This is a genomic window from Streptomyces sp. NBC_00984, from assembly GCF_045162475.1.
Classification (GTDB): Bacteria; Actinomycetota; Actinomycetes; order Streptomycetales; family Streptomycetaceae; genus Streptomyces.
This window is the reverse complement of record NZ_CP108734.1, coordinates 2,005,199-2,024,544: the sequence shown is the minus strand read 5'-3', so window position 1 is coordinate 2,024,544 and position 19,346 is coordinate 2,005,199. Positions and strand designations below refer to the sequence as shown.

Below are 19,346 nucleotides of genomic sequence, written 5' to 3'. Positions count from 1 at the left end.
GATCAGACGGCGGGCACCGGCGCGTTCGCGCTGCCCGTCGTTCCAGCGACACCGGGTCCGGCTCCGGGTGCGGCGCGCGTTCCGCGCGCCGCACCGGCGTCCTTCGACACGCACCACCCCGTGACGGACCGGCGGTTCCAGGGCGTGTTTCAGAAGTAGCGTCGTCCGCCCGCCCCGCCGCCGAGCGCGGCCCGCAGCGCCGGATCGTCCACGGCGCGCACACCCCGTACGGCGATCACCGCCAGGACGTCGCGGTCCGCCCCGGCGGCCGGCACGTCGTTCGCGGCCAGCAGCCGCTGACCGGCGGGCGAGGCCCACGAGCTGTACGGATGGATTTCCATCCGGGCGATGGCCAGACAGCCGACCGTCAGCGCGAACGGCAGTCCGAACCGGACGAGCAGCGACACCACCGGGCCGCCGGGACCGTGCTCCTGACCGGGCATCAGCAACGTGACCGCGCCCATCGCGACCACCAGCAGAGCCGCGCCCCGCACCGCGCGCACCGCGGCGCCGACATCGGTCCCGGCGCCGCGCGGCAGCGCCAGGCCGGCGGCGACGAGCCGGTCGGCCAGGGCGCGTACGGCGTCGGCGGTGGCCGCGGCCGTCCGTACCGGAGATATCGGGGCCTGGCCCTGCGGGCCTATCGCACGTATCACCGTGCGCTCCATCTCGTCCCGGCCCTCCGGGTCGACGACCGTCGCCCAGCCGGTGTGGGCGAGCAGCAGCCGTCGTCGCAGATGCATGGTGACCAGCGCCAGATCGACCACCCGGTGAGGTCCGCCGGCCAGGAACGCCGACTCGTACAGGGTCAGTTCATGGCCGGAGCCGATGCCCTCCGCGGGATCCGAGGAGGCGTGGGACAGCAGTCCCGCGCGGGCCGAGACGAGGCAGAGCCGGGCGCACGAGATGGCTGCCGCACCCCATGCGACCAGCAGAAACAGAACCCAGAGCATGGCGGATTCCTATGCGAGGCGGGCGTGGAAAGCCATGGCCTGTTCATCATGCGGACAGTTCGGCGGCGCCGGGCAGGTCCTAACTGCCACAACTGGACCCGCCACCACAGCTGCTGCTGGAGCAGCTGGAACCGCTGCTGCTGCTGCCGCCGCAGCCGGAGCCGCTCGACCCGCCGCAGCCGGATCCGGACCCCGATCCACAGCCCGACCCGGAACTGCACCCGCCCCCGCCGCCCCCGCTGCTGCCCCCGTCGCCGGAGCTCCCGCAACTGCTGTGACCGGGGCTCGTACCGGCACACCACACCACCGGTGCGAGGAGCAGGGCGGAGGCACCCGTGGACGCCGCAGCCGCCGAGCGCGTCTGCCGCCCGGACGCCCGTCCGCCCGGCTGCATCCGGGCCGCCGCGATCAACTGCGCCTGGAGCTCGGGATCGGGGAGGGCCCGCAGCCCGAGCGTGGCGACCAGATGGGCCGGCTGCGGGTTGCCCGCCCGGGCGGAGCGGTACGCCTCGGCGGCCCGCCGCCCCGACCTGGTGACGCGTCCCCGGGCGATGCCGGCGCAGATGAAGCCGATGAGGAAGCCGGGGATCAGGACCGGGAGCACCTTGAAGACGAAGGGCACGGGGGAGTCCGGGGACAGTTCGTCGGACAGCGACTGCGTGACGGTCGCCACGACGGTGAGCGGGACGGCCAGTACGCAGACCAGTCCCTGGGCCATGCCCCAGCGGCGCCACGTCCGGCTCGCGGCGGGCGCGGCCAGCAGACCGCGGGCCGCGAGCCCGTCGCCGATCTCCTGCACCGCGGGGTGCCGCATCACCGCGTCGCGCAGGGTGTGCAGCGCGCCGCTGGGGGCCAGGGCGTGTTCCTGGAGCACCGCGCGCTCCACCGGGTCACGGGCATCGGCCCGCTGGACGGCGACGATTCCGGGACCCCCGACGGCCAGCCGTCCGTCCGCCCGCATCGCGGTGAGCGCGGTGTCCACGACCCTGCCCGGACCACCGTTGAGGAAGGCGACTTCGTAGAGGTCGTGGACGGAGCCGCCGACGCCGCGACGCGCACGCGCGAGCCCCACGATCAGAAGGACGGAGGAGACCACGATGCCGAGATCCACCAGCAGTGCCACGGTGTTCATGCCGGTCACCTTCCTGTCAGGGCCGCGCGGGCCGCTCGTACGAACCGGGTGGTGCGGCGCGGCGGGCGCGCGCCGGCCCGGTCCTGCCACCAGTGGGTCAGCCGGCGCCGGGCGGCGTCGTCGGCGGGTCGGCCCGCGATCAGCAGCTCCTCGGCGAAGTCCAGCGCGTCGCGCCGGTATCCGGCGGACATGGGGCGGGCCGTGGCGTACGCCAGGAAGGCGTCCCGGTAGCCGGCGCCCAGGATCTCCGGCAGCTCCGGTGCCAGCTTGGCGACGACCCCGGCCCGCTTGGCGGCCAGGGCGCGGCTCTGGATCCCGAGGCGGCGCCGGTCGAAGCCCTGCGGGGCGGGGCCACCCGCGACGAGGGCGGCGAGCAGCGCGTTCTGGGCGGCCGCGAGCCGGTCGCGCGTGGCGTCCGGGGGCGCGGACGCCACGGTCCGCGCGGTCGGACGAAAACCCGGCGCGGACCGCGTCATGTGCGCCGCCGACCGGTCCAAGGTGGCGCGGATCGTGTCCAGTTCGCCCGCCAGTTCCCCGGCCGGCGGGAAGTCGTCGTCGCGTTCCAGGAGGACACCGGGCGGGTCGACCCGGGAACGGAGTTCGGCGAGGACGTCGAGGACGGGCGCGGTGACCGGATGGGCGTGGGTGTCGTGCCAGACGCCGTCCTTCTCGACGCCGCCCGCCACATGTACGTACGCGATGGCCTCCACCGGCAGCTCGTCGAGCGCGGTGGCCGGGTCCTCGCCCCGGTTGACGTGGTTGGTGTGCAGATTGGCGACATCGATCAGCAGCCGGACCCCGGTGCGCTCGACCAGCTCCGCCAGGAACTGCCCCTCGGTCAGCTCCTCGCCCGGCCAGGAGATCAGCGCCGCGATGTTCTCCAGGGCCAGCGGCACCGGCAGCGAGTCCTGCGCGATGCGTACGTTCTCGCACAGCACGTCCAAGGCGTCCAGGGTCCGCGGGACGGGCAGCAGATGGCCCGCTTCCAGCCCCGGCGAAGAGGTGCGCGGCCCCCCGGCCCGTACGAACGCGATGTGCTCGGTCACCAGGGGCGCGGAGAGCAGCTCGGCGCGGGCGGCGAGATCCGCGAGCCGCCCCGCGTCGGGGCGGTCGGCCCCGCCGAGGCCCAGCGAGACGCCGTGCGGCACGACCGTGACCCCGCGCTCCCTGAGCCGTACCAGCGAATCGGGCAGATGGCCGGTGCAGATGTTCTCCGCCACCGCCTCCACCCAGTCGATCCCGGGCAGCGCCTCGACGGCGTCCGCGATCTCCGGCCGCCAGCCGATACCGATTCCCAGCTCCATGCCGTCCCCCTCCTCCGCACCGTGCAGGGCTCATGGCCCCGGAGGGCGGTGCCGAATCCGAACAGGAGGACGTTCAGAGCTTGATTTGAGGTTCCCGGTCCGGGAGGTCGGGGCGGGGAGGTCGGGGCGGGGACGGTCCTCGGGGGCGGGTCCTCGGGGACGGGCGAGGACGGAGCCGCCCCGCCCGCGCTCAGAGGCTGTCGGGTGACCTCCGATCGGGCGGCCACGCCCTGGCACGCACGCTTCCGGCGTTGCCGAAATGCCCTAGTAGCTCCTTCCTCGAACTCTCAACTTCGTTCGAGCAGGGGAGGCCCCATCCGAGGGCATCCCGGCGCCTTGGAATCGCACGCACCAGACCGCGTCCGCTTTCCGATCGGAGGTCACCCGACAGCCTCTCAGCCGCGTCGCAGTGCCGGATGGTCGGCGACCACCGTGCACGAGCCGGGAGCGATCTCGGTGAACCCGGCGTCATGCACCACCGGAAGCCCGCTCACCGTGAGTTCCTGCCAGCGGCCCGGCTCCGCGGTGGCGACGGAGAGCGGAAAGCCCGCCTCGCGCCACGCCTTGCGCTCGGTCTCCGACAGTTCCCACCAGGCGAGCTGCGCACCGTGCCCGGCCTGCGCCATGGTCTTGCCCGCCGACATGTCCAGCTCCGGGTTGAGCCACAGCACCGGGCCCGAGGGACCGGGCGCGGCGGGCGGCTCGGGATCGTCCAGATCCGTCCCCGAAACCTGGAGCTTCGCCAGCTCCTTCGGCCAGCCGTCCAGAGGCACCGGCGGGAAGACCCGCACCTCGGCGCTCTCGCCCGTGACCGTGATGCCCGGCAGCGCGGACGCCTTGCGCCACTCCGCGCCGCGCGCCCGTCGCACCACCTTGCGGATCCGGGCGTCCTGCCAGTCCCGCATCGCCCGCGCCCACTCGCCCTCGCCGTCCGAGCGCTCGTCGGAGAGCATCACGAGCACCGCGCGGGCGGCGGTCCGCAGCGCGTCGGTACGGGCCGGGGGAGCCGTCTTCTCGATGTGCACCACGAGCGGGAGCACGTACTGCGGCGCCTCGTCGAGGCTCGTCGGCTCCGTCCTGAACGGGCTGTCCGCCGCAGGTGAGTGGGGCGTGGCCGGGGATGCGGCCGGGGATACGGGGGTGTCATTGCTGCTCACCCGTCCAGTCTGCCAGCCGCCCGGAAAATGATTCTTGGCGGAATGAAACGCTCCGGGTGAGGATGCACCGCATGAAGAGCGATCTCTTTTCCAGCGAGAACATGGCGCAGCAGGCAACGGCCCCCGGGATGACCCTGCAGAACGCCAAATCCATCAAGTACGCCGTCAACGGCGAGATGCACGCCCGCCAGGGTTCGATGATCGCCTTCCGCGGCGATCTGCAGTTCGAGCGCAAGGGCCAGGGCATAGGCGGCATGCTCAAGCGCGCCGTGACCGGCGAGGGGCTGCCGCTGATGGCGGTCCGCGGCCAGGGCGAGGCATGGTTCGCGCACGAGGCCGCCAACTGCTTCATCGTGGACATGGAGCACGGCGACGTCCTCACGATCAACGGCCGCAACGTGCTCTGCTTCGACTCCACGCTCTCCTACGAGATCAAGACCGTGAAGGGCGCCGGGATGACCGGTGGCGGACTCTTCAACAGCGTCTTCACCGGATACGGCAAGCTCGGCCTGATGTGTGAGGGCCACCCCATCGTGATACCCGTCACGCCCCAGCAGCCGGTCTGCGTCGACACGGACGCCGTGGTCGGCTGGAGCGCCAACCTGAACACCTCGCTGCACCGCTCGCAGAGCTTCGGCTCCATGATCCGCGGCGGATCCGGCGAGGCCGTCCAACTGCGGCTGGACGGCGAGGGCTTCGTGATCGTACGACCCAGCGAGGCCAAGCCCGAGAAGGCGACGGCCAACTGAACCTGACAGGCGTCGGCCGCCGGTACGGCCTCGGCGGACCGTGGGTGCTGCGCGGGGTCGACCTCGACCTGCCCGCGCACACTCTGATCCGGGTCGAGGGCGCCAACGGCACCGGGAAGTCGACCCTGCTGAGGCTGCTCGCCGGGATCGACTCCCCGACGGAGGGCCGGATCACCGGCCGCCGACCGCGCACGGCGTACGTCCCCGAGCGCTTCTCGGCGGCGTTGCCGTTCACCGCGGCCGGGTACCTCGTCCACCTCGGCCGCATCCACGGCCTGCGGACCTCCGAGGCGGCGGACCGCGCCCAATCGTGGCTCGAACGCTTCGGGGCCGCCGGCCACGCCCGTACACCGCTCCCGGACCTCTCCAAGGGCACCGGCCAGAAGGTCGCCGTCGCCCAGGCGCTCCTCGCCGAGCCGGAGCTGCTGATCCTGGACGAGGCATGGACCGGGCTCGACACGGCGGCCCGCGACGAGCTGGACCGGGCCGTGGCCGAACGGGTCGCGGCCGGCGCCACCGTCGTCTTCGTCGATCACGACCCGCGCAGGCTCGCCGGGGCGGCCGACGCCGCGTTCCGGATCGAGGGGAACGGCCTGTTCGCCGTATCCGGGGCACGGTCCGTCGAGACGGGCCCGCGGGTACGGATCGAGGCGGCGGGCCCGCCCGGCGCCGTGCTCCCCGCCGGACTGCCGGGCGCGCCGGAGCACACGCCCGGGGCCGACGGGGGCGTGCGGCTCACCGTCGCGGCCGCGCACTCCGACGCGCTGCTGCGCGCCCTGCTCACCGCGCGCCCGCCCTGGCACATCCGGCAACTGGCTGCCGCCCCCGGCCGCGTGGCGGACCCGGGGACCGACGGGCCCCCGCACCGCACCCCGACCCCCGAGGCATCATGACCGCCCTCCTCCGCTACCAGACCGCCCTGTTGGTCCGCTCCCAGCGCTGGCTCGCCCCGGTCCTGCTGTACGTGGCCTTCGTCGGCATCGGCGTGCAGTGGGGGCAGCCCGTCCTCGACTCGCTCGGCTACGCCGCCGCCGGGCTCCTGCCCGTCACCGCCTGGCTCGTACAGCTCTGCGTCAACCAGGAACCGCCCGCCGCCCGGACCGTGACCGCCGCGGTGGTGGGATCGCCGAGGGCACATCTGGCATCGCTGCTCGCCGCACTCGGCTGCGCCGGGCTGCTGGGTGTGGCCGCCACCCTGACCGTGCTGCTGATCAGCAGGCCGGCCGGCACCGACAACACCGTCCGGGTGGCGCTGCTGCCCGCCGGGATCGCCGGACTGCTCGCCGTCGCCTGCTGTGTGCTGCTGGGGGCGGTGGCCGGTGCGCTCTGCACCCGGCCGCTGCTGCTCCGGCGGGGCTGGTCCGTCGCCGGCACCGTGCCGGCCGCGCTGCTGGCCCTCGTGACCAGCGGTTCGCCCGCGAACTCCGCCGTGACGGACCTGGTCACCGGCTCGCGGACAGGCACGGTGCACCTGCCCGTCCTGCTGTTCGTGGTCGCCGCCGCCCTCGCCGCCGCGGCGGCCGCGCTCGCCTGCAAGCTGGCTTCCCTGCGCGGCTGAGTAGGCTCGTACGCATGGACGAGCGCATGGATGGGCGCAGGGATGAGGCGTACTGCGGTACACCTGCCGCGGACCCCGCGGCCACCGGGACGGAGGCCGCCGCGGGTCCTCCGTACGCCGAGTGCGTGCTCTGCCGGAAGCCGACCGAGTACCCGGAGTCGGTCAGGGGCATCACCCTCTGCCCGGTCTGCGAATGGCAGGAGGCCCAGCGCACGGCGTGCTCCGGCTAGGCAGGGCTCAGAGGTCACCCGACAGGCTCTCAGGGCTGTGCCGCCCGGATCAGGTCGGAGACCTTCACGAAGCGGTACCCGCGCCTGCGCAGTTCGGGGACCACCTGGCGTACCGCCTCGTCCGTGACCGGCGCCGCGCTGCGGGTGCAGTGCATGACGACCAGTGAGCCCGGCTGCACCCCGTCCAGCACCTGCTCGGCCACCGCGTCCGCGTTCGTCGCGAAGGCGTCGCCGCTGACGACGTCCCACTGCACCGCCGTCACCTTCTCGGGCGTGAGCGCGCGCAGCGACGCATCGTCGTAACAGCCGCCGGGGAAGCGGAAGTACGGCACCGTATTGCGCACGCCGGCCTTCCGGAACGAGGCGAAGGCCCGCGCCGTATCGGCGCGCATGTCGCCCTTCGCCACGGTCGGCAGCCCGTAGCAGGGGGACGTGAAGGCGTAGTGGCTGTACGAGTGGTTGGCGACCTCGAAGAGGGGATCGGCGCCGATGGACCTGGCCTGCGCCGGGTACTCATCGGCCCACCGCCCCGTCATGAACACCGTCGCGGGCACCTTCAACTCGCGCAGCAGCGCGATCAGTCCGGGGTTGTCGAAGTGCTCGCCCGCCGCCGCGCGCGGTCCCTCGGCGGCCGTCATGTCGGCGTCGAAGGTCAGCGCCACCACCTTCCCGCCGGTCCTCGCCCCGTGGGCGAAGACGGGTGTCTGTGCCCCGGGGCCCGGAGGCATGGTGGGCGGCGGTGCCGGGACCCGGTGCGACGGAGCATGGACCACGAAAGGCGTACGGCCCGCGGCCGAGGGACCGTCGGCGGGCGTGCTGCCGTGGCCCCCACAGCCGGTGAGGCTGCCGAGCACCACACCAAGAACAGTCAGAGCTGCCATTTTCCGCACGGAATGAGTCACTAGCGGAAAATATCCAGTTATGTGACTAGGGGATGGATGTGGCGCTTCTCTCCGTCGGAGTCGCGCGCGGATTCACCCGGGCCGTCGAATCGCCGCCCCGGATGATCCGTCCCGCAGGTCCCCGGCGGGTCGCCCGGCCGGTCCGCTCCTACGCGTACGCGCGAACCGCGACGACATGCGCCGAGGCGGCTCCGTTGGTCGCCTCGACGACGATCCTCAGAGCCGTCGACGTGACCGGCTCGTCCAGGGTGTGCACCTGGCGGCGGCGCCGGTTGTCCGTCGTGCGGGAGACGGTCCGCCAGGTGCCGTCCGCCTCGCGCGCTTCGACGCGGTAGTCCCGCAGCAGGGTCGGCAGCGTGTCGAACGGGGTCCGGTGATGATGCAGGTTGATCAGGTCCTCGTTGACGTCGTCATCGGCGAGGACATCGATCCGGCGGAGCGTGACCGGCTGCGGCCAGACCAGCTCCAGCCAGGCTCCCGCGCCCTCCTGGAGGGGCTCGGAGACCCACATGTGCGGACCGGCGTACGGGCGGGCGTAGCCGTCCACGGCCTTGGCGGGGGCGTACGCGGCGGTCTCACCCGCCCGGAAGCGGAAGCCGAGGCGCAGCAGGCCCCTGTCGGTCCACTCGCGCAGCGGCTGCGGCGATTCGGCACGCGGGTCCAGCGGGATGCGGGTGAGGGCGAGCACGCCCGGGGCCGGCCCGTCGGTGCTGTACAGGGCGAGGTCCTCATTGGCCCGTACGACGACGAAGGCGTTGCGGGCGCTCTCCGGCGTCCACCGGAGCCCCGTCACGACCCACTGCTTCGACCCGGCGGCGACCGGCACGGTGACGGAGTCGACGAGGCGGCGGGGGACGTAGTTCTGTCCGAGCTCCGGGTCGTGGAGCTCGACGACGAGTTCCGTGTCCCGCTCGGCGTCGACGAGCAGTTCGAGGCCGGTCAGTTCGGGGTCTACGGGAAGCACCAGGCCGGCGTCGGCGGTCAGCGGCAGGCGCTCCAGCATTGTCCCGACACCGAAGTCGGTCAGGCTGGACGAGGCCGTGACGGTGGCGTGCAGGGCCAGGTCGTCCGGGTCGGCCGACGCCAGACCGATGACGGAGGCGTCCTCCCGCAGCAGGGCGCGTTGCAGCACGGGCACATCGAGTGCGCGCGGGGCGACACCCCGGGCGGCGCACAGTGCGGCAGCGGTGCCCGCGGCCTGGCCGATCGTCGCGCAGGTCGCCATGACCCGGGTCGAGCCGAAGGCGACATGGCTGGAGGAGATGTTGCGCCCGGCGAAGAGCAGGTTCGTCGTGTTCACCGAGTACAGGCTCCGGTAGGGAATGTGGTAAATCCCGTCCGCGTAGCGCTGCTTGGCGCCGTCCCCGTCGGCGTACATGCCCTTCGGCGGATGCAGATCTATGGACCAGCCGCCGAACGCGACCCGGTCGGCGAATTCGGTCTGGCCGAGTATGTCGCCCTGGTGGAGCACGTAGTCGCCGAGGAAGCGCCGGTACTCGCGCTTGCCGGGCACCGAACCCACCCACTCCAGCGTCATGTTGGCGGCGTCGAACTCGCCCGAGTTCTTGATGTGGTCCCAGATGCCGTGGATGACCGCCCACAACTCGTCACGGATGGCATCGTTGTCATGCACCGTGTCCAGCTCGCCGCCGAACTCGATCCACCAGTAGGCACAGCCGTTGTCACCGGACTTGATGATGCGGCGCTGCGGAATCGAGGTCTCGGCGATGTTCTTGGCGAAGGACGGCGGCACGTACTTGACCGGGTGCCCCGCGTCCTTGGTGTAGAAGAGCAGGGTCGATCCCAGCGTGATGCGATCGGCCTCCTCCGGCGCCCACGGTTCGAGGTACTCCGCCCGCGACTCCCGGCCGATGCGGTGGCGGGCACCCGCCAGGGCGCCGACCAGGCCGTCTCCCGAACAGTCCAGGAACAGCTCGCTCTCGAAGCGGATGAGCCGCTCGGAGCCCATCATCCACCCGGTGACGGCGTTGATGTGCCGGGCGTCCTCGGGCCCGTCCGCGTCCACTTCCCGCACGTCGGTATTGAGGTAGAGCGTGATCCCGGGCTCGGCCCGGACCGCGTCCAGCACGACCATGTCCCAGTAGTACGGATTCCCGTCCGGGTTGCGGAACTGGTTCTCGACGAAGAGTTCGCCCATGATGCCGCCCTCACGGGCGTTGTGGTTGTTGCCGTGAGCGGTGGCGCCGACGACCCAGACCCGGACTTCGCTGCTTGAATTCCCGCCGAGAACCGGCCGGTTGTTGATCAGTGCCACGGTACGGCCCAGCCGGGCGGCGGCGATCGCCGCGCAGACACCGGCCAGACCGCCGCCGACGACGGTGATGTCGTGCCGTGCGGTTTCTTGCCTCATGGTTCACGTCCCATCGGGGGTTGGTTTCGAGGCTGCGGAAGGCATGCGGTGCACCGTCGAGGGTGAGCTGTGTTCCGTTCCCCGTCGGTGCGAACGGGTTCCGCGGAGGCGCGCGGAACCAGGCGGGAGCCTATCTCCATGCGTGGATCCCCGCCGCAGCTTCTGCGGCCGATGTCCGTCGGGACGCGGGCCGTTCGGGCAGCGCACGGGGGGCGGACACCGACTGTCCGCCCCCCGGCACCTCGTGGCTCAGCGCGTCAGCGCCACGGCCCCGTCACCGCGAACGTCGTCCCCGGTGTGTAGCAGTTCACGTACATCGTCCCGCCGTCCGGAGCGAACGTGACCCCGGCGAACTCTCCCCACTCGGGCTCCTGCGGTGTCCCGATGTTCTGCCGGCCCCGCGCCATCGCGTAGACCTCGCCGCCCCGCGTCAGACCGAACACATGCTGCGCGCCGTCGCCGTCCTCGCACACCATCAGCCCGCCGTCGGCGGCGAGGCAGATGTTGTCCGGGGACTCGCCCGGCAGTTGCACGTCCGTGCCGGGGCCGAAGACGATCACGAGCGTGAGGCGTCGCCGCTTCGGCTCGTACCGCCACACCTGGCCGTAGTGGTCGGCGGCGGACCCCTGCGAGCTGTGCGCGAAGCTGGAGACGAAGTAGACCGAGGAGCCGCCCCAGTAGCAGCCCTCCAGCTTCTGCGCGTGCGTGATGCCCTTCGGGCCGAAGTCCTGGAACCGGATCGGCGTCCCGGTCGCCAGCGGATCCGGTACGGGGACCCACTCGATGCCCTCGAAGCTCGCCCCGGTCTCCTGGACCACGGAGAGGTCGGGCACGCCCGGCACCCGCATGGCCTCCAGATGGCCGCCGGCCCGCAGCGAGCCCGTGCCGCCGAGTGGTTTGTTCGGCAGGAAGCGGTAGAAGAGCCCGAACGGCTTGTCGAACGCGTCCTCCGTCTCGTAGACGATCCCGCTCTTCGGGTCGATCGCGATGGCCTCGTGCTGGAAGCGGCCCATCGCGGTGAGCGGCACGGCCCCGGTGCGGTGCGGATCGGCGCCGTCCACCTCGAAGATGAAGCCGTGGTCCTTGGTGTAGCCGTTGGTACCGGCTCTGTCCTCGGTCTCCTCGCAGGTCAGCCAGGTGTTCCAAGGGGTACGGCCGCCCGCGCAGTTCACCGCCGTACCGGCGATGGCGACGCGTTCGCCGAGGACGTTGTTGCGGCCGTCCAGCTCCAGGGCCGTACAGCCACCCTTGCCCATCGGGTCGTAGGTGAGGCCCTCGACGACCGGGACCTGGAGCTTTGCGGTGACGCGGTTCTCGTGGTTGCGGACCAGGCGGACGTGACCGTGACGGCCGGCGAAGGCGGCCATGCCGTCGTGGTTGCTCGGTACCGGGCCCTCGCCGGAGCGGAGCTGGTCGCCCTCCCTGGACAGGACGCGGTAGCGGAAGCCCTTCGGAAGGTCGAGCAGACCGTCGGGGTCGGGCACCAGCGGGCCGTACCCGCTGTGTCCCCGGGCGGCCGCGGTACCCGCGAAGAGTTCGGAGAACGCTCCGGTGAAGGCGATGGAGGCAACGGCCGCGCCGCTGCCGGCCAGGACCTGGCGACGAGTGGCGGACAGACGTGACGTTTCCGCGGTCGGTCGTGACGTTTCTGATGACATGAGGCAACTCCCTGCTGGCGGACAGGAGAAGTGACCCGCATGTGTGTAGCACGCGTATCGCCGCGCGGGAACCATGCGGGTCACCGGGCCCCAGGTGTGTCCCGGGCCGGGAGTGGCCCCTGTGGTCAGGCCAGCGAGGCGGAGAGCGTGATCGTCGTGCCGGTCAGTGCCTGACTGACCGGGCAGTTCGCCTTGGCGTCCTCGGCGGCCTTGACGAAGTCCGCCTCGTCGATACCGGGCACCTGGCCCTGGACGGTGAGGTGGATACCGGTGATGCCGGTGCCGGGCTGGAGGGTGACGTCGGCCGTGGTGGTCAGCTGGGTCGACGGGGTGCCGGCCGCGGCCAGACCGTGGGCCAGCGCCATCGAGAAGCAGCTGGAGTGGGCCGCCGCGATGAGCTCCTCGGGGCTGGTCTTTCCGTTCGGCTTCTCCGCGCGGGAAGGCCAGGAGACATCGAACTCGCCGGTGCCGGAGGAGTCGAAGGTGACGACCCCCTTGCCCTCGAGCAGGTTGCCTTCCCAGACCGTGTGAGCCTGACGCGTGGTTGCCATGCCGAATCCCTTCAAACGGTGTGCGCGGTCGATACGGGAGCCCCTCGGCGCCCAAGGGCCCCGAGGGGGTACGTCCCCGAACCTACTGCGCCACCAGCCCCTTCGCGTCGCGCGCCAGCGCCGTCAGCCGGGAGATCGCCCGGAAGTACTTCTTCCGGTATCCGCCGTTCAGCATCTCCTCACTGAACAGCCGGTCGAACGGCAGCCCGGAGGCGAGCACCGGGACCTCCCGGTCGTACAGCCGGTCCGCGAGGACGACGAGCCGCAGTGCGGTCGACTGGTCGGGAACCGGCTGGACCTCGGTGAGGCAGACCGCCCGCAGACCGTCCGTCAGCGCGCCGTAGCGGCTCGGATGGACCCGGGCGAGATGGTCGAGCAGCGAGGGGAAGTCGTCCAGGCTGGCGCCCTCGGTGGCGTACGCGGCCCTGGTGACCTGCTCGTCGGAGTACGGCGGCGGGGCCTCGGGCAGCCCGCGGTGGCGGTAGTCCTCGCCGTCGATCCGCAGCGGACGGAAGTGCGCGGACAGCCCCTGGATCTCCCGCAGGAAGTCGGCTGCGGCGAACCGGCCCTCGCCGAGCTTGCCGGGCAGCGTGTTGGAGGTGGCGGCGAGCGCGACCCCCGCCTCGACCAGCCGGCTCAGCAGCGACGACACCAGCACGGTGTCGCCCGGGTCGTCCAGCTCGAATTCGTCGATGCACAGGAGCCGGTGCCCGCTCAGCGTCTGCACGGTCTGCTGGAAGCCCAGCGCGCCGACCAGGTTGGTCAGCTCGACGAAGGTGCCGAACGCCTTCAGCGAGGGGGCGGCGGGGGTGGCGTGCCAGAGGGAGGCCAGCAGATGGGTCTTGCCGACGCCGTAACCGCCGTCGAGGTAGACCCCGAGCGGCGCCGAGGGAGCCGCGGGCTTCCTGCTGAACCGCCCGCCCGTCGCCCGCCACCACCCCTCGAAGGATGCGCTTCGCGCTCTTCCGGTTTTGCCCGAGCCGCTGGCGTGCGCCCCGCCGAGCCCGGCCGCGAAGTCGCTCAGGACCCCGACCGCCTCCATCTGGCTCGGCTGGTTCGGGTCCGGCACATACGTATCGAAGCGTACGGAGTCGAAGCGCGGCGGCGGCACCATCTCGGCGACCAGCCGGTCGGCGGGAACGCGGGGCTCGAGTGCGCAGAGGGACAGGGGGGCCGTTTCGGCTATGGGGCTCTGCCCCGGCAGGGCTGTGGAGGACGACACAACTCTCAACCTTAAGCGCCGTGCCAGACTGCAGGACATGCGACGCCTCTTCCCTGTGACCGACCTGACACCGGCTGACCACGAGGGGGAGTGGAGCCTGGACGCGCTGGCCGACGCCTACGCCTACCCCGAGCAGGACGGCCCCTGGCTGCGCGCCAACATGGTTTCGACGCTCGACGGGGCCGCCCAGCACGACGGCCGCTCGCAGCCGATCTCCTGCGAGAGCGACATGCGGATCTTCGGCACCCTGCGCGGTCTGGCGGACGTGGTGCTGGCCGGGGCGGAGACGGTACGCCTGGAGGGCTACCGCCCCGCCAGGGCCCGCGAGGCCTTCGCCGCCCGGCGGGCCGCGGCCGGACAGGGCCCCGCGCCCGCGATCGCCGTGGTGAGCGGCAGTCTGGACCTCGACTTCTCGTTGCCGCTCTTCACCGAGCCGCTCGTCCCGACCCTGGTCCTGACCGGTGCCGGAGCCCCTCCGGCCCGGATCGAGGAGGCGCGCCGGGCGGGCGCCGAGGTGGTGATCGCGGGGGAGGGCTCCCGGGTGGACCCTGCCAGGGCCGTACGGGAGCTGGCGGACCGCGGACTCAAGCGACTGCTGACCGAGGGCGGCCCGAGGATGCTCGGTCAGTTCGTGGCCGCCGGGGTGCTGGACGAGCTCTGTCTGACCCTCTCGCCGATGCTGACCGCCGGAGACGCGCAGCGGATCGCGGGCGGCCCCTCGGTCGCCGTGCCGGAACGATTCGCCCTGGCGTCGATGCTGGAAGAGGCCGGGTTCCTCTTCACTCGGTACCGTCGGATCTGACCATCGGCGGAATTTGTCGTTCCGGTTAGCCTCCGGTGGGCACAATTACTCTCGCAGACCCCGTGCGAGCACGGGGAAGGATGGTTTCAGCAGTGACCGGCGACGGCCACTGAAGCAGAAGGGCACCCGTGGTGTTCACCAGCGTTTTGATGATCGAGAAGCCCCTCACCTCCGAGGACGTCGAGTTCGTCACCACCCTGCACGGGGAGGAGCAGATCTCCTTCGTCGTGCTCATGCAGCCGCGCGGTGACCAGGCCGATGTGCTGCTGCGGGCGATCGACGACCTGGCGATGGGCGAACTGAAGGAAGCCGCCCGGGAGGGTGAGGAGCCGGAGGGCAAGAACGCCAGACAGCCCGCCGAACTCGCGCTCGAAGTATCACTGGAGGCCCTGCGGCAGGCAGGCTCCGAAGCGGTCGGACAGGTGATCGAGGACCACCCCCTGGACAAGCTGAAGTCCGTGGTCGACGACGCGGAGGCGGACGAGGTCATCGTGCTGACCGCGCCGCACTACGTCGAGGAGTTCTTCCACCGGGACTGGGCGTCCAGGGCCCGCCACAAGGTCGGCGTACCGGTGCTCAAGCTCTTCGCGCACAGCGAATAGGCTGGGCGGGCACCCCGTACCGGCTCCGGTACCCGTATCGACTTCTGGGAGACACACGCATGGCACCCGGTATTCCTGCCGCCATGGAACGGCCGCACTTCATCGGCATCGGCGGCGCCGGAATGTCGGGCATCGCGAAGATCCTCGCCCAGCGCGGTGCCAAGGTCGCCGGCAGCGACGCCAAGGAGTCGGGTACCGCCGAGGCGCTGCGGGCGCTGGGGGCGACCGTCCACATCGGACACGCCGCCGGACATCTGGCGGACGACGCCTCGTGCGTGGTCGTCTCCAGCGCCATCCGCGCCGACAACCCGGAGCTGCTGCGCGCCGCCGAGCTGTCGGTCCCCGTCGTGCACCGCTCCGACGCGCTCGCCTCGCTCATGGGCGGCCTGCGCGCCATCGCGGTGGCCGGTACGCACGGCAAGACGACCACCACGTCGATGCTGGCCGTCGCCCTGACCGAGCTGAACCTCGACCCCTCGTACGCCATCGGCGGCGACCTGGCCGGCCCCGGCACCAACGCCGCGCACGGCGAGGGCGCGATCTTCGTCGCCGAGGCGGACGAGAGCGACCGCAGCTTCCAGAAGTACGACCCCGAGGTCGCGATCGTCCTCAACGTCGAGCTGGACCACCACGCGAACTACGCCTCGATGGACGAGATCTACGAGTCGTTCGAGGCCTTCACCGGCAAGATCGTCCCGGGCGGCACCCTGGTGATCGCCGCCGACCAGGCCGGCGCCGTCGAGCTGACCGAGCGGGTCCGTGCCCTCCCCTCGCTGAACGTCGTCACCTACGGCGAGTCCGAGACCGCCGACGTGCGGGTCCACAAGATCACCCCGCGCGGCCTGACCAGCGAGGTCACGGTCGTCCTGAACGGGAAGTACCTCACGTTCACGGTCTCCGTGCCCGGCCGCCACTACGCCCTCAACGCCGTCGCGGCCCTCGCCGCCGGTGTCGCCCTCGGCGTCCCGGCCCACAACCTGGCCTCGGCCCTCGGCAAGTACACCGGGGTCAAGCGCCGCCTCCAGCTCAAGGGCGAGGCGGCGGGCGTGCAGGTCATCGACTCGTACGCGCACCACCCCACCGAGATGACCGCGGACCTCGAAGCGATGCGCGGCGCCGCGTCCGACGCCCGCCTCCTGGTCGTGTTCCAGCCCCACCTCTTCTCCCGCACCCAGGAGCTGGGCACCGAGATGGGCCAGGCCCTCGCGCTGGCCGACGGCTCCGTGGTGCTGGACATCTACCCGGCCCGCGAGGACCCGATCCCCGGTATCACCAGCGACCTGATCATCGACGCCGCGCGCTCCGCGGGCGCCGACGTCACCGCCGTCCACGACAAGGCCGCGGTCCCGGGGACCATCGCGGGAATGGCGAAGCCCGGCGACCTCGTTCTCACCATGGGAGCGGGCGACGTCACGGACCTCGGCCCGCAGATCCTGGACCATCTGTCGAGCTGAGGGAGCGCCGTGTCGTACGACATCGAGAAGCCGGACGAGCAGTGGCGGGCGGAGCTGACGCCGGCCGAGTACGCGGTCCTGCGCCAGGCCGGCACCGAACCCGCCTTCGTCGGTGAATACACCGACACCAAGACCACGGGCGTCTACTCCTGCCGTGCCTGCGGCGCCGATCTGTTCCGCTCGGACACCAAATTCGAGTCGCACTGCGGCTGGCCGTCCTTCTACGACCCGAAGGACACGGACGCGGTCGAACTGATCCAGGACCGCAGCCACGGCATGGTCCGCACCGAGGTCCGCTGTGCCCGCTGCGGATCGCACCTCGGCCATGTCTTCGAGGGCGAGGGCTACCCGACCCCGACGGACCAGCGGTACTGCATCAACTCGATCTCGCTGCGCCTGGCCCCGGACGAGGGCTGAGGGACGAGAGCACGGCGGAGCGGGTGCCCGGACCGCGTTCCGGGGCACCCGCTCCGCCGTGCGGGCTCAGTGCACGTCCCTGCGCATCGGCACCAGGACCGCCACGAACGCCGCGGCCAGGGCGTAGCCGGCGAGCAGCAGTCCGCCACCGACGGGGGAGAGCAGCGGCACCGGGCCGGTCGCCAGCTCCGCGGCCATCGTGTCCGCGACGTAGCTGAAGCCGGTCAGGGACGCCGTGGCGCCACCGGGCAGCACCGGGTAGAGGAGTTTGACGCCCGGGATCATCATCAGCAGGTACTCACCCGCGTACAGATAGCCGACGACGACGGCCAGCGCCGCGACCTGGTGGCGGATCAGCGCCCCGGCGGCCACGCCCAGCAAGGTGTACACCGCCATCGCCAGGGCCGGCCCGAGCAGCAGCGCCCACACTTCACCGGTGGTCATGCCGGGGGTCACCCCGCGCGCCGCGGCGCCCCCGAAGAAGGCGGCCCCGGCGGTGCCGGTGAGCACCAGCCCGTACAGCAGGCCGGCGACGCCGTACACGACGAGCTTGGCGGTGAGCACCTGCCGGCGCCGCGGGGCGTGGAGAAAGGTGTACGTGGCGGTGCGGTGCCGGTATTCCCCGGTCATCGCCAGGGTGCCGAGCGCGGCCGGCAGGAACACCGTGAAGCTCAGCATCCCGAGGACGGAACGGACGCCGTCCTCGGTGTCCAGGCCGGGCGCCGGCGGATCGAAGTTCTCCGGGCCGACCAGCGTCATCACCCCCACCATGCCGCCGCCCAGGGCGACGGCCGCGAGGAGTGCCCACAGCCGGAGACGGGTGGCGGCCAGGCGCCGGAACTCCGCCTTGATCAGTGCGTTCATCGCCGGTCCCGCTCCTCGTTCGCCCGTACCGGCGACCGGTCGTGGCCGGCCGGTGCGTCGTCCCCCGCCAGCCGGAGGAAGAGCTGCTCCAGGCTCGTTCCGGCGGTCAGCCCGTACACGCGCAGTCGTTCGGCGGCGGCCAGATCGGCGACGGCGGAGTCCGCCATCCCGTACACGCGCAGCGTTCCGTCCGGCATGAGGTCCACCCGGTCGGCCGCGCCGGCGCCCGCGGTGCCGCGCAGCAGTGCGGCGCGCAGCGCCGCCGCGTCCGGGGAGCGGACCAGCACCGTGCCGGGCGAGAGCCGCTCGATCTCCGTCAGCGGTCCCGCCGCCGCCAGCCGGCCCTCGCGGATCACGACGACGTCCTCGACGATCTGCTGCACCTCGCTCAGCACATGGCTGGACACCAGCACCGTGCGCCCCTCGGCCGCCAGCTCGCGCAGCAGGCCGCGCAGCCAGGCGATGCCCTCGGGGTCGAGTCCGTTGCCCGGCTCGTCCAGCAGCAGCACCCGCGGGTCGCCCAGCAGGGCGGTGGCGAGGCCGAGCCGCTGCCGCATGCCCGTGGAGAAGGTGCGGGTCAGGCGGTCCGCCGCCTGCGCGAGTCCGAGCCGGGTCAGCAACCGGTCGACCCGGTCGGCCGGATGGCCGCCCATGGTGCGGTAGATGTGCAGATGGTCCCGTGCCGTGTGGCCGGGGTGGACCGCGGAGGCGTCGAGCACGGCACCCACGGTGGCGGAGGGCCTGGACAGCTCCGCGTACCGCTGCCCGCCGATGGTGGCGGTGCCCGCGGTCGGCCTCACCAGGCCGAGGATCATCCGCATCGTCGTGGTCTTGCCCGCGCCGTTGGGGCCGAGGAAGCCCGTCACGACGCCCGGCCGCACGGTGAAGCTCAGATCCTCGACGGCCCGGACACGGCCGAACCGCTTGGTCAGCCCGTCGACTTCGATACGCAGGCCCTGCGGCCGCCCGCTCATCGGGTGCTCCCCACCCGCTGCTCGATGAGTCGCGCCAGCCGCTGCGCGTCGTCGAGCGAGAGGACGAGCTCGTCGAAGCCGCCACCGGCGGCGGCGCGGTCCAGCTCCACGCGCAGTCCCGGCCTGTCCCGGTAGGCGGCCACGAGCTGGCGAGGGCCGGTGAGCAACCCCCAGGTGCCGATCTTGGCGACTCCGGAGGCGTGCAGGCCCTTGCGGGCGCCGTGGGCGGCGCGCAGGGGATGGTCGAGGACGGTCACCCGGCGGACCGCGGTGAGCGGGACGGTCAGCGGGTCGCGCCGGATCCATATGCGCTCACGACCGGTGAACTCGATGGTGAGGCCGGTGTCGGAGATGTTCATCAGTGCCATGGGGATTCACCCTTCATCGGGGGCCTGGGCGGCCCCTGGGCAGTTGCGCAGGGCCATCGCGCTGCCGCATGTGCCATG

20 protein-coding genes are annotated in these 19,346 nt (G+C 72.1%); 8 read left to right on the top strand and 12 right to left on the bottom strand.

Going from position 1 to position 19,346, the window contains the following annotated elements:
• Positions 1–149 precede the first annotated feature (149 nt).
• From OG520_RS08780 to OG520_RS08765, 4 genes are all read right to left on the bottom strand, one after another.
• Complete coding sequence (locus tag OG520_RS08780) at positions 150–953, bottom strand: TIGR04222 domain-containing membrane protein (protein ID WP_406012797.1); 804 nt, start codon at positions 951–953, stop codon at positions 150–152.
• A gap of 79 nt (positions 954–1,032) precedes the next feature.
• The gene (locus OG520_RS08775) at positions 1,033–2,085 is read right to left on the bottom strand and encodes a TIGR04222 domain-containing membrane protein (RefSeq protein ID WP_406012796.1); all 1,053 of its coding nucleotides are present in this window, start codon (positions 2,083–2,085) and stop codon (positions 1,033–1,035) included.
• Between the two features lie 5 nt (positions 2,086–2,090).
• Positions 2,091–3,389 (bottom strand): DUF692 domain-containing protein, encoded by a 1,299-nt coding sequence (locus tag OG520_RS08770; protein ID WP_406012795.1) that lies wholly within the window; start codon positions 3,387–3,389, stop codon positions 2,091–2,093.
• A gap of 395 nt (positions 3,390–3,784) precedes the next feature.
• Positions 3,785–4,546: a peptidyl-tRNA hydrolase gene (locus OG520_RS08765; protein ID WP_399329019.1), complete on the bottom strand. Its 762-nt coding sequence runs from the start codon at positions 4,544–4,546 to the stop codon at positions 3,785–3,787.
• A gap of 71 nt (positions 4,547–4,617) precedes the next feature.
• Between OG520_RS08765 and OG520_RS08760 the strand changes: the two genes are divergently transcribed.
• Genes OG520_RS08760 through OG520_RS08745 form a run of 4 tightly spaced genes read left to right on the top strand, consistent with a single transcriptional unit; the run spans position 4,618 to position 7,083 of the window.
• Positions 4,618–5,295, top strand: a complete 678-nt coding sequence (locus tag OG520_RS08760; RefSeq protein WP_266428330.1) for an AIM24 family protein — start codon at positions 4,618–4,620, stop codon at positions 5,293–5,295.
• A gap of 44 nt (positions 5,296–5,339) precedes the next feature.
• Positions 5,340–6,188 (top strand): ATP-binding cassette domain-containing protein, encoded by an 849-nt coding sequence (locus tag OG520_RS08755; RefSeq protein ID WP_406012794.1) that lies wholly within the window; start codon positions 5,340–5,342, stop codon positions 6,186–6,188.
• Positions 6,185–6,853: an ABC transporter gene (locus OG520_RS08750; RefSeq protein WP_406012793.1), complete on the top strand. Its 669-nt coding sequence runs from the start codon at positions 6,185–6,187 to the stop codon at positions 6,851–6,853. Before OG520_RS08755 ends, OG520_RS08750 begins: the two co-directional genes overlap by 4 nt.
• A gap of 14 nt (positions 6,854–6,867) precedes the next feature.
• The gene (locus OG520_RS08745) at positions 6,868–7,083 is read left to right on the top strand and encodes a hypothetical protein (RefSeq protein WP_406012792.1); all 216 of its coding nucleotides are present in this window, start codon (positions 6,868–6,870) and stop codon (positions 7,081–7,083) included.
• A 29-nt stretch (positions 7,084–7,112) separates the two neighbouring features.
• Here OG520_RS08745 and OG520_RS08740 read toward each other — a convergent pair whose 3' ends face one another.
• The 5 genes from OG520_RS08740 to zapE all read right to left on the bottom strand — a co-directional run bounded on the left by OG520_RS08740 (position 7,113) and on the right by zapE (position 13,787).
• Positions 7,113–7,964: a polysaccharide deacetylase family protein gene (locus OG520_RS08740; RefSeq protein ID WP_399329022.1), complete on the bottom strand. Its 852-nt coding sequence runs from the start codon at positions 7,962–7,964 to the stop codon at positions 7,113–7,115.
• A 169-nt stretch (positions 7,965–8,133) separates the two neighbouring features.
• On the bottom strand, positions 8,134–10,356 hold the full coding sequence (locus OG520_RS08735) for an FAD-dependent oxidoreductase (protein WP_406012791.1): 2,223 nt from the start codon (positions 10,354–10,356) through the stop codon (positions 8,134–8,136).
• Positions 10,357–10,613: 257 nt separating this feature from the next.
• Complete coding sequence (locus OG520_RS08730; protein ID WP_399329023.1) at positions 10,614–12,014, bottom strand: alkaline phosphatase PhoX; 1,401 nt, start codon at positions 12,012–12,014, stop codon at positions 10,614–10,616.
• Positions 12,015–12,139: 125 nt separating this feature from the next.
• On the bottom strand, positions 12,140–12,565 hold the full coding sequence (locus OG520_RS08725; protein ID WP_399329024.1) for an OsmC family peroxiredoxin: 426 nt from the start codon (positions 12,563–12,565) through the stop codon (positions 12,140–12,142).
• Between the two features lie 82 nt (positions 12,566–12,647).
• Positions 12,648–13,787 (bottom strand): cell division protein ZapE, encoded by a 1,140-nt coding sequence (zapE, locus tag OG520_RS08720; RefSeq protein ID WP_399329025.1) that lies wholly within the window; start codon positions 13,785–13,787, stop codon positions 12,648–12,650.
• Between the two features lie 37 nt (positions 13,788–13,824).
• On the opposite strand from zapE, the gene OG520_RS08715 reads away from it, so the two are divergent.
• From OG520_RS08715 to msrB, 4 genes are all read left to right on the top strand, one after another.
• On the top strand, positions 13,825–14,589 hold the full coding sequence (locus tag OG520_RS08715) for a pyrimidine reductase family protein (RefSeq protein ID WP_385328098.1): 765 nt from the start codon (positions 13,825–13,827) through the stop codon (positions 14,587–14,589).
• Positions 14,590–14,738: 149 nt separating this feature from the next.
• Complete coding sequence (locus OG520_RS08710) at positions 14,739–15,191, top strand: indole-3-glycerol phosphate synthase (protein WP_329193344.1); 453 nt, start codon at positions 14,739–14,741, stop codon at positions 15,189–15,191.
• 59 nt (positions 15,192–15,250) lie between these two features.
• Positions 15,251–16,645, top strand: coding sequence for a UDP-N-acetylmuramate--L-alanine ligase (murC, locus tag OG520_RS08705; protein WP_406012790.1), 1,395 nt, complete (start codon positions 15,251–15,253; stop codon positions 16,643–16,645).
• A gap of 9 nt (positions 16,646–16,654) precedes the next feature.
• Entirely contained in the window at positions 16,655–17,062 is a 408-nt protein-coding gene (gene msrB / locus OG520_RS08700) for a peptide-methionine (R)-S-oxide reductase MsrB (protein ID WP_389979262.1), read from the top strand.
• Between the two features lie 66 nt (positions 17,063–17,128).
• On the opposite strand, the gene OG520_RS08695 is transcribed toward msrB, so the two are convergent.
• Genes OG520_RS08695 through OG520_RS08685 form a run of 3 tightly spaced genes read right to left on the bottom strand, consistent with a single transcriptional unit; the run spans position 17,129 to position 19,268 of the window.
• Positions 17,129–17,926, bottom strand: coding sequence for an ABC transporter permease (locus OG520_RS08695; RefSeq protein ID WP_406012789.1), 798 nt, complete (start codon positions 17,924–17,926; stop codon positions 17,129–17,131).
• Positions 17,923–18,900: an ABC transporter ATP-binding protein gene (locus OG520_RS08690; protein ID WP_406012788.1), complete on the bottom strand. Its 978-nt coding sequence runs from the start codon at positions 18,898–18,900 to the stop codon at positions 17,923–17,925. Before OG520_RS08690 ends, OG520_RS08695 begins: the two co-directional genes overlap by 4 nt.
• Complete coding sequence (locus tag OG520_RS08685) at positions 18,897–19,268, bottom strand: hypothetical protein (protein ID WP_266428368.1); 372 nt, start codon at positions 19,266–19,268, stop codon at positions 18,897–18,899. The genes OG520_RS08690 and OG520_RS08685 overlap by 4 nt, the downstream gene beginning before the upstream one ends.
• Positions 19,269–19,346 lie beyond the last annotated feature (78 nt).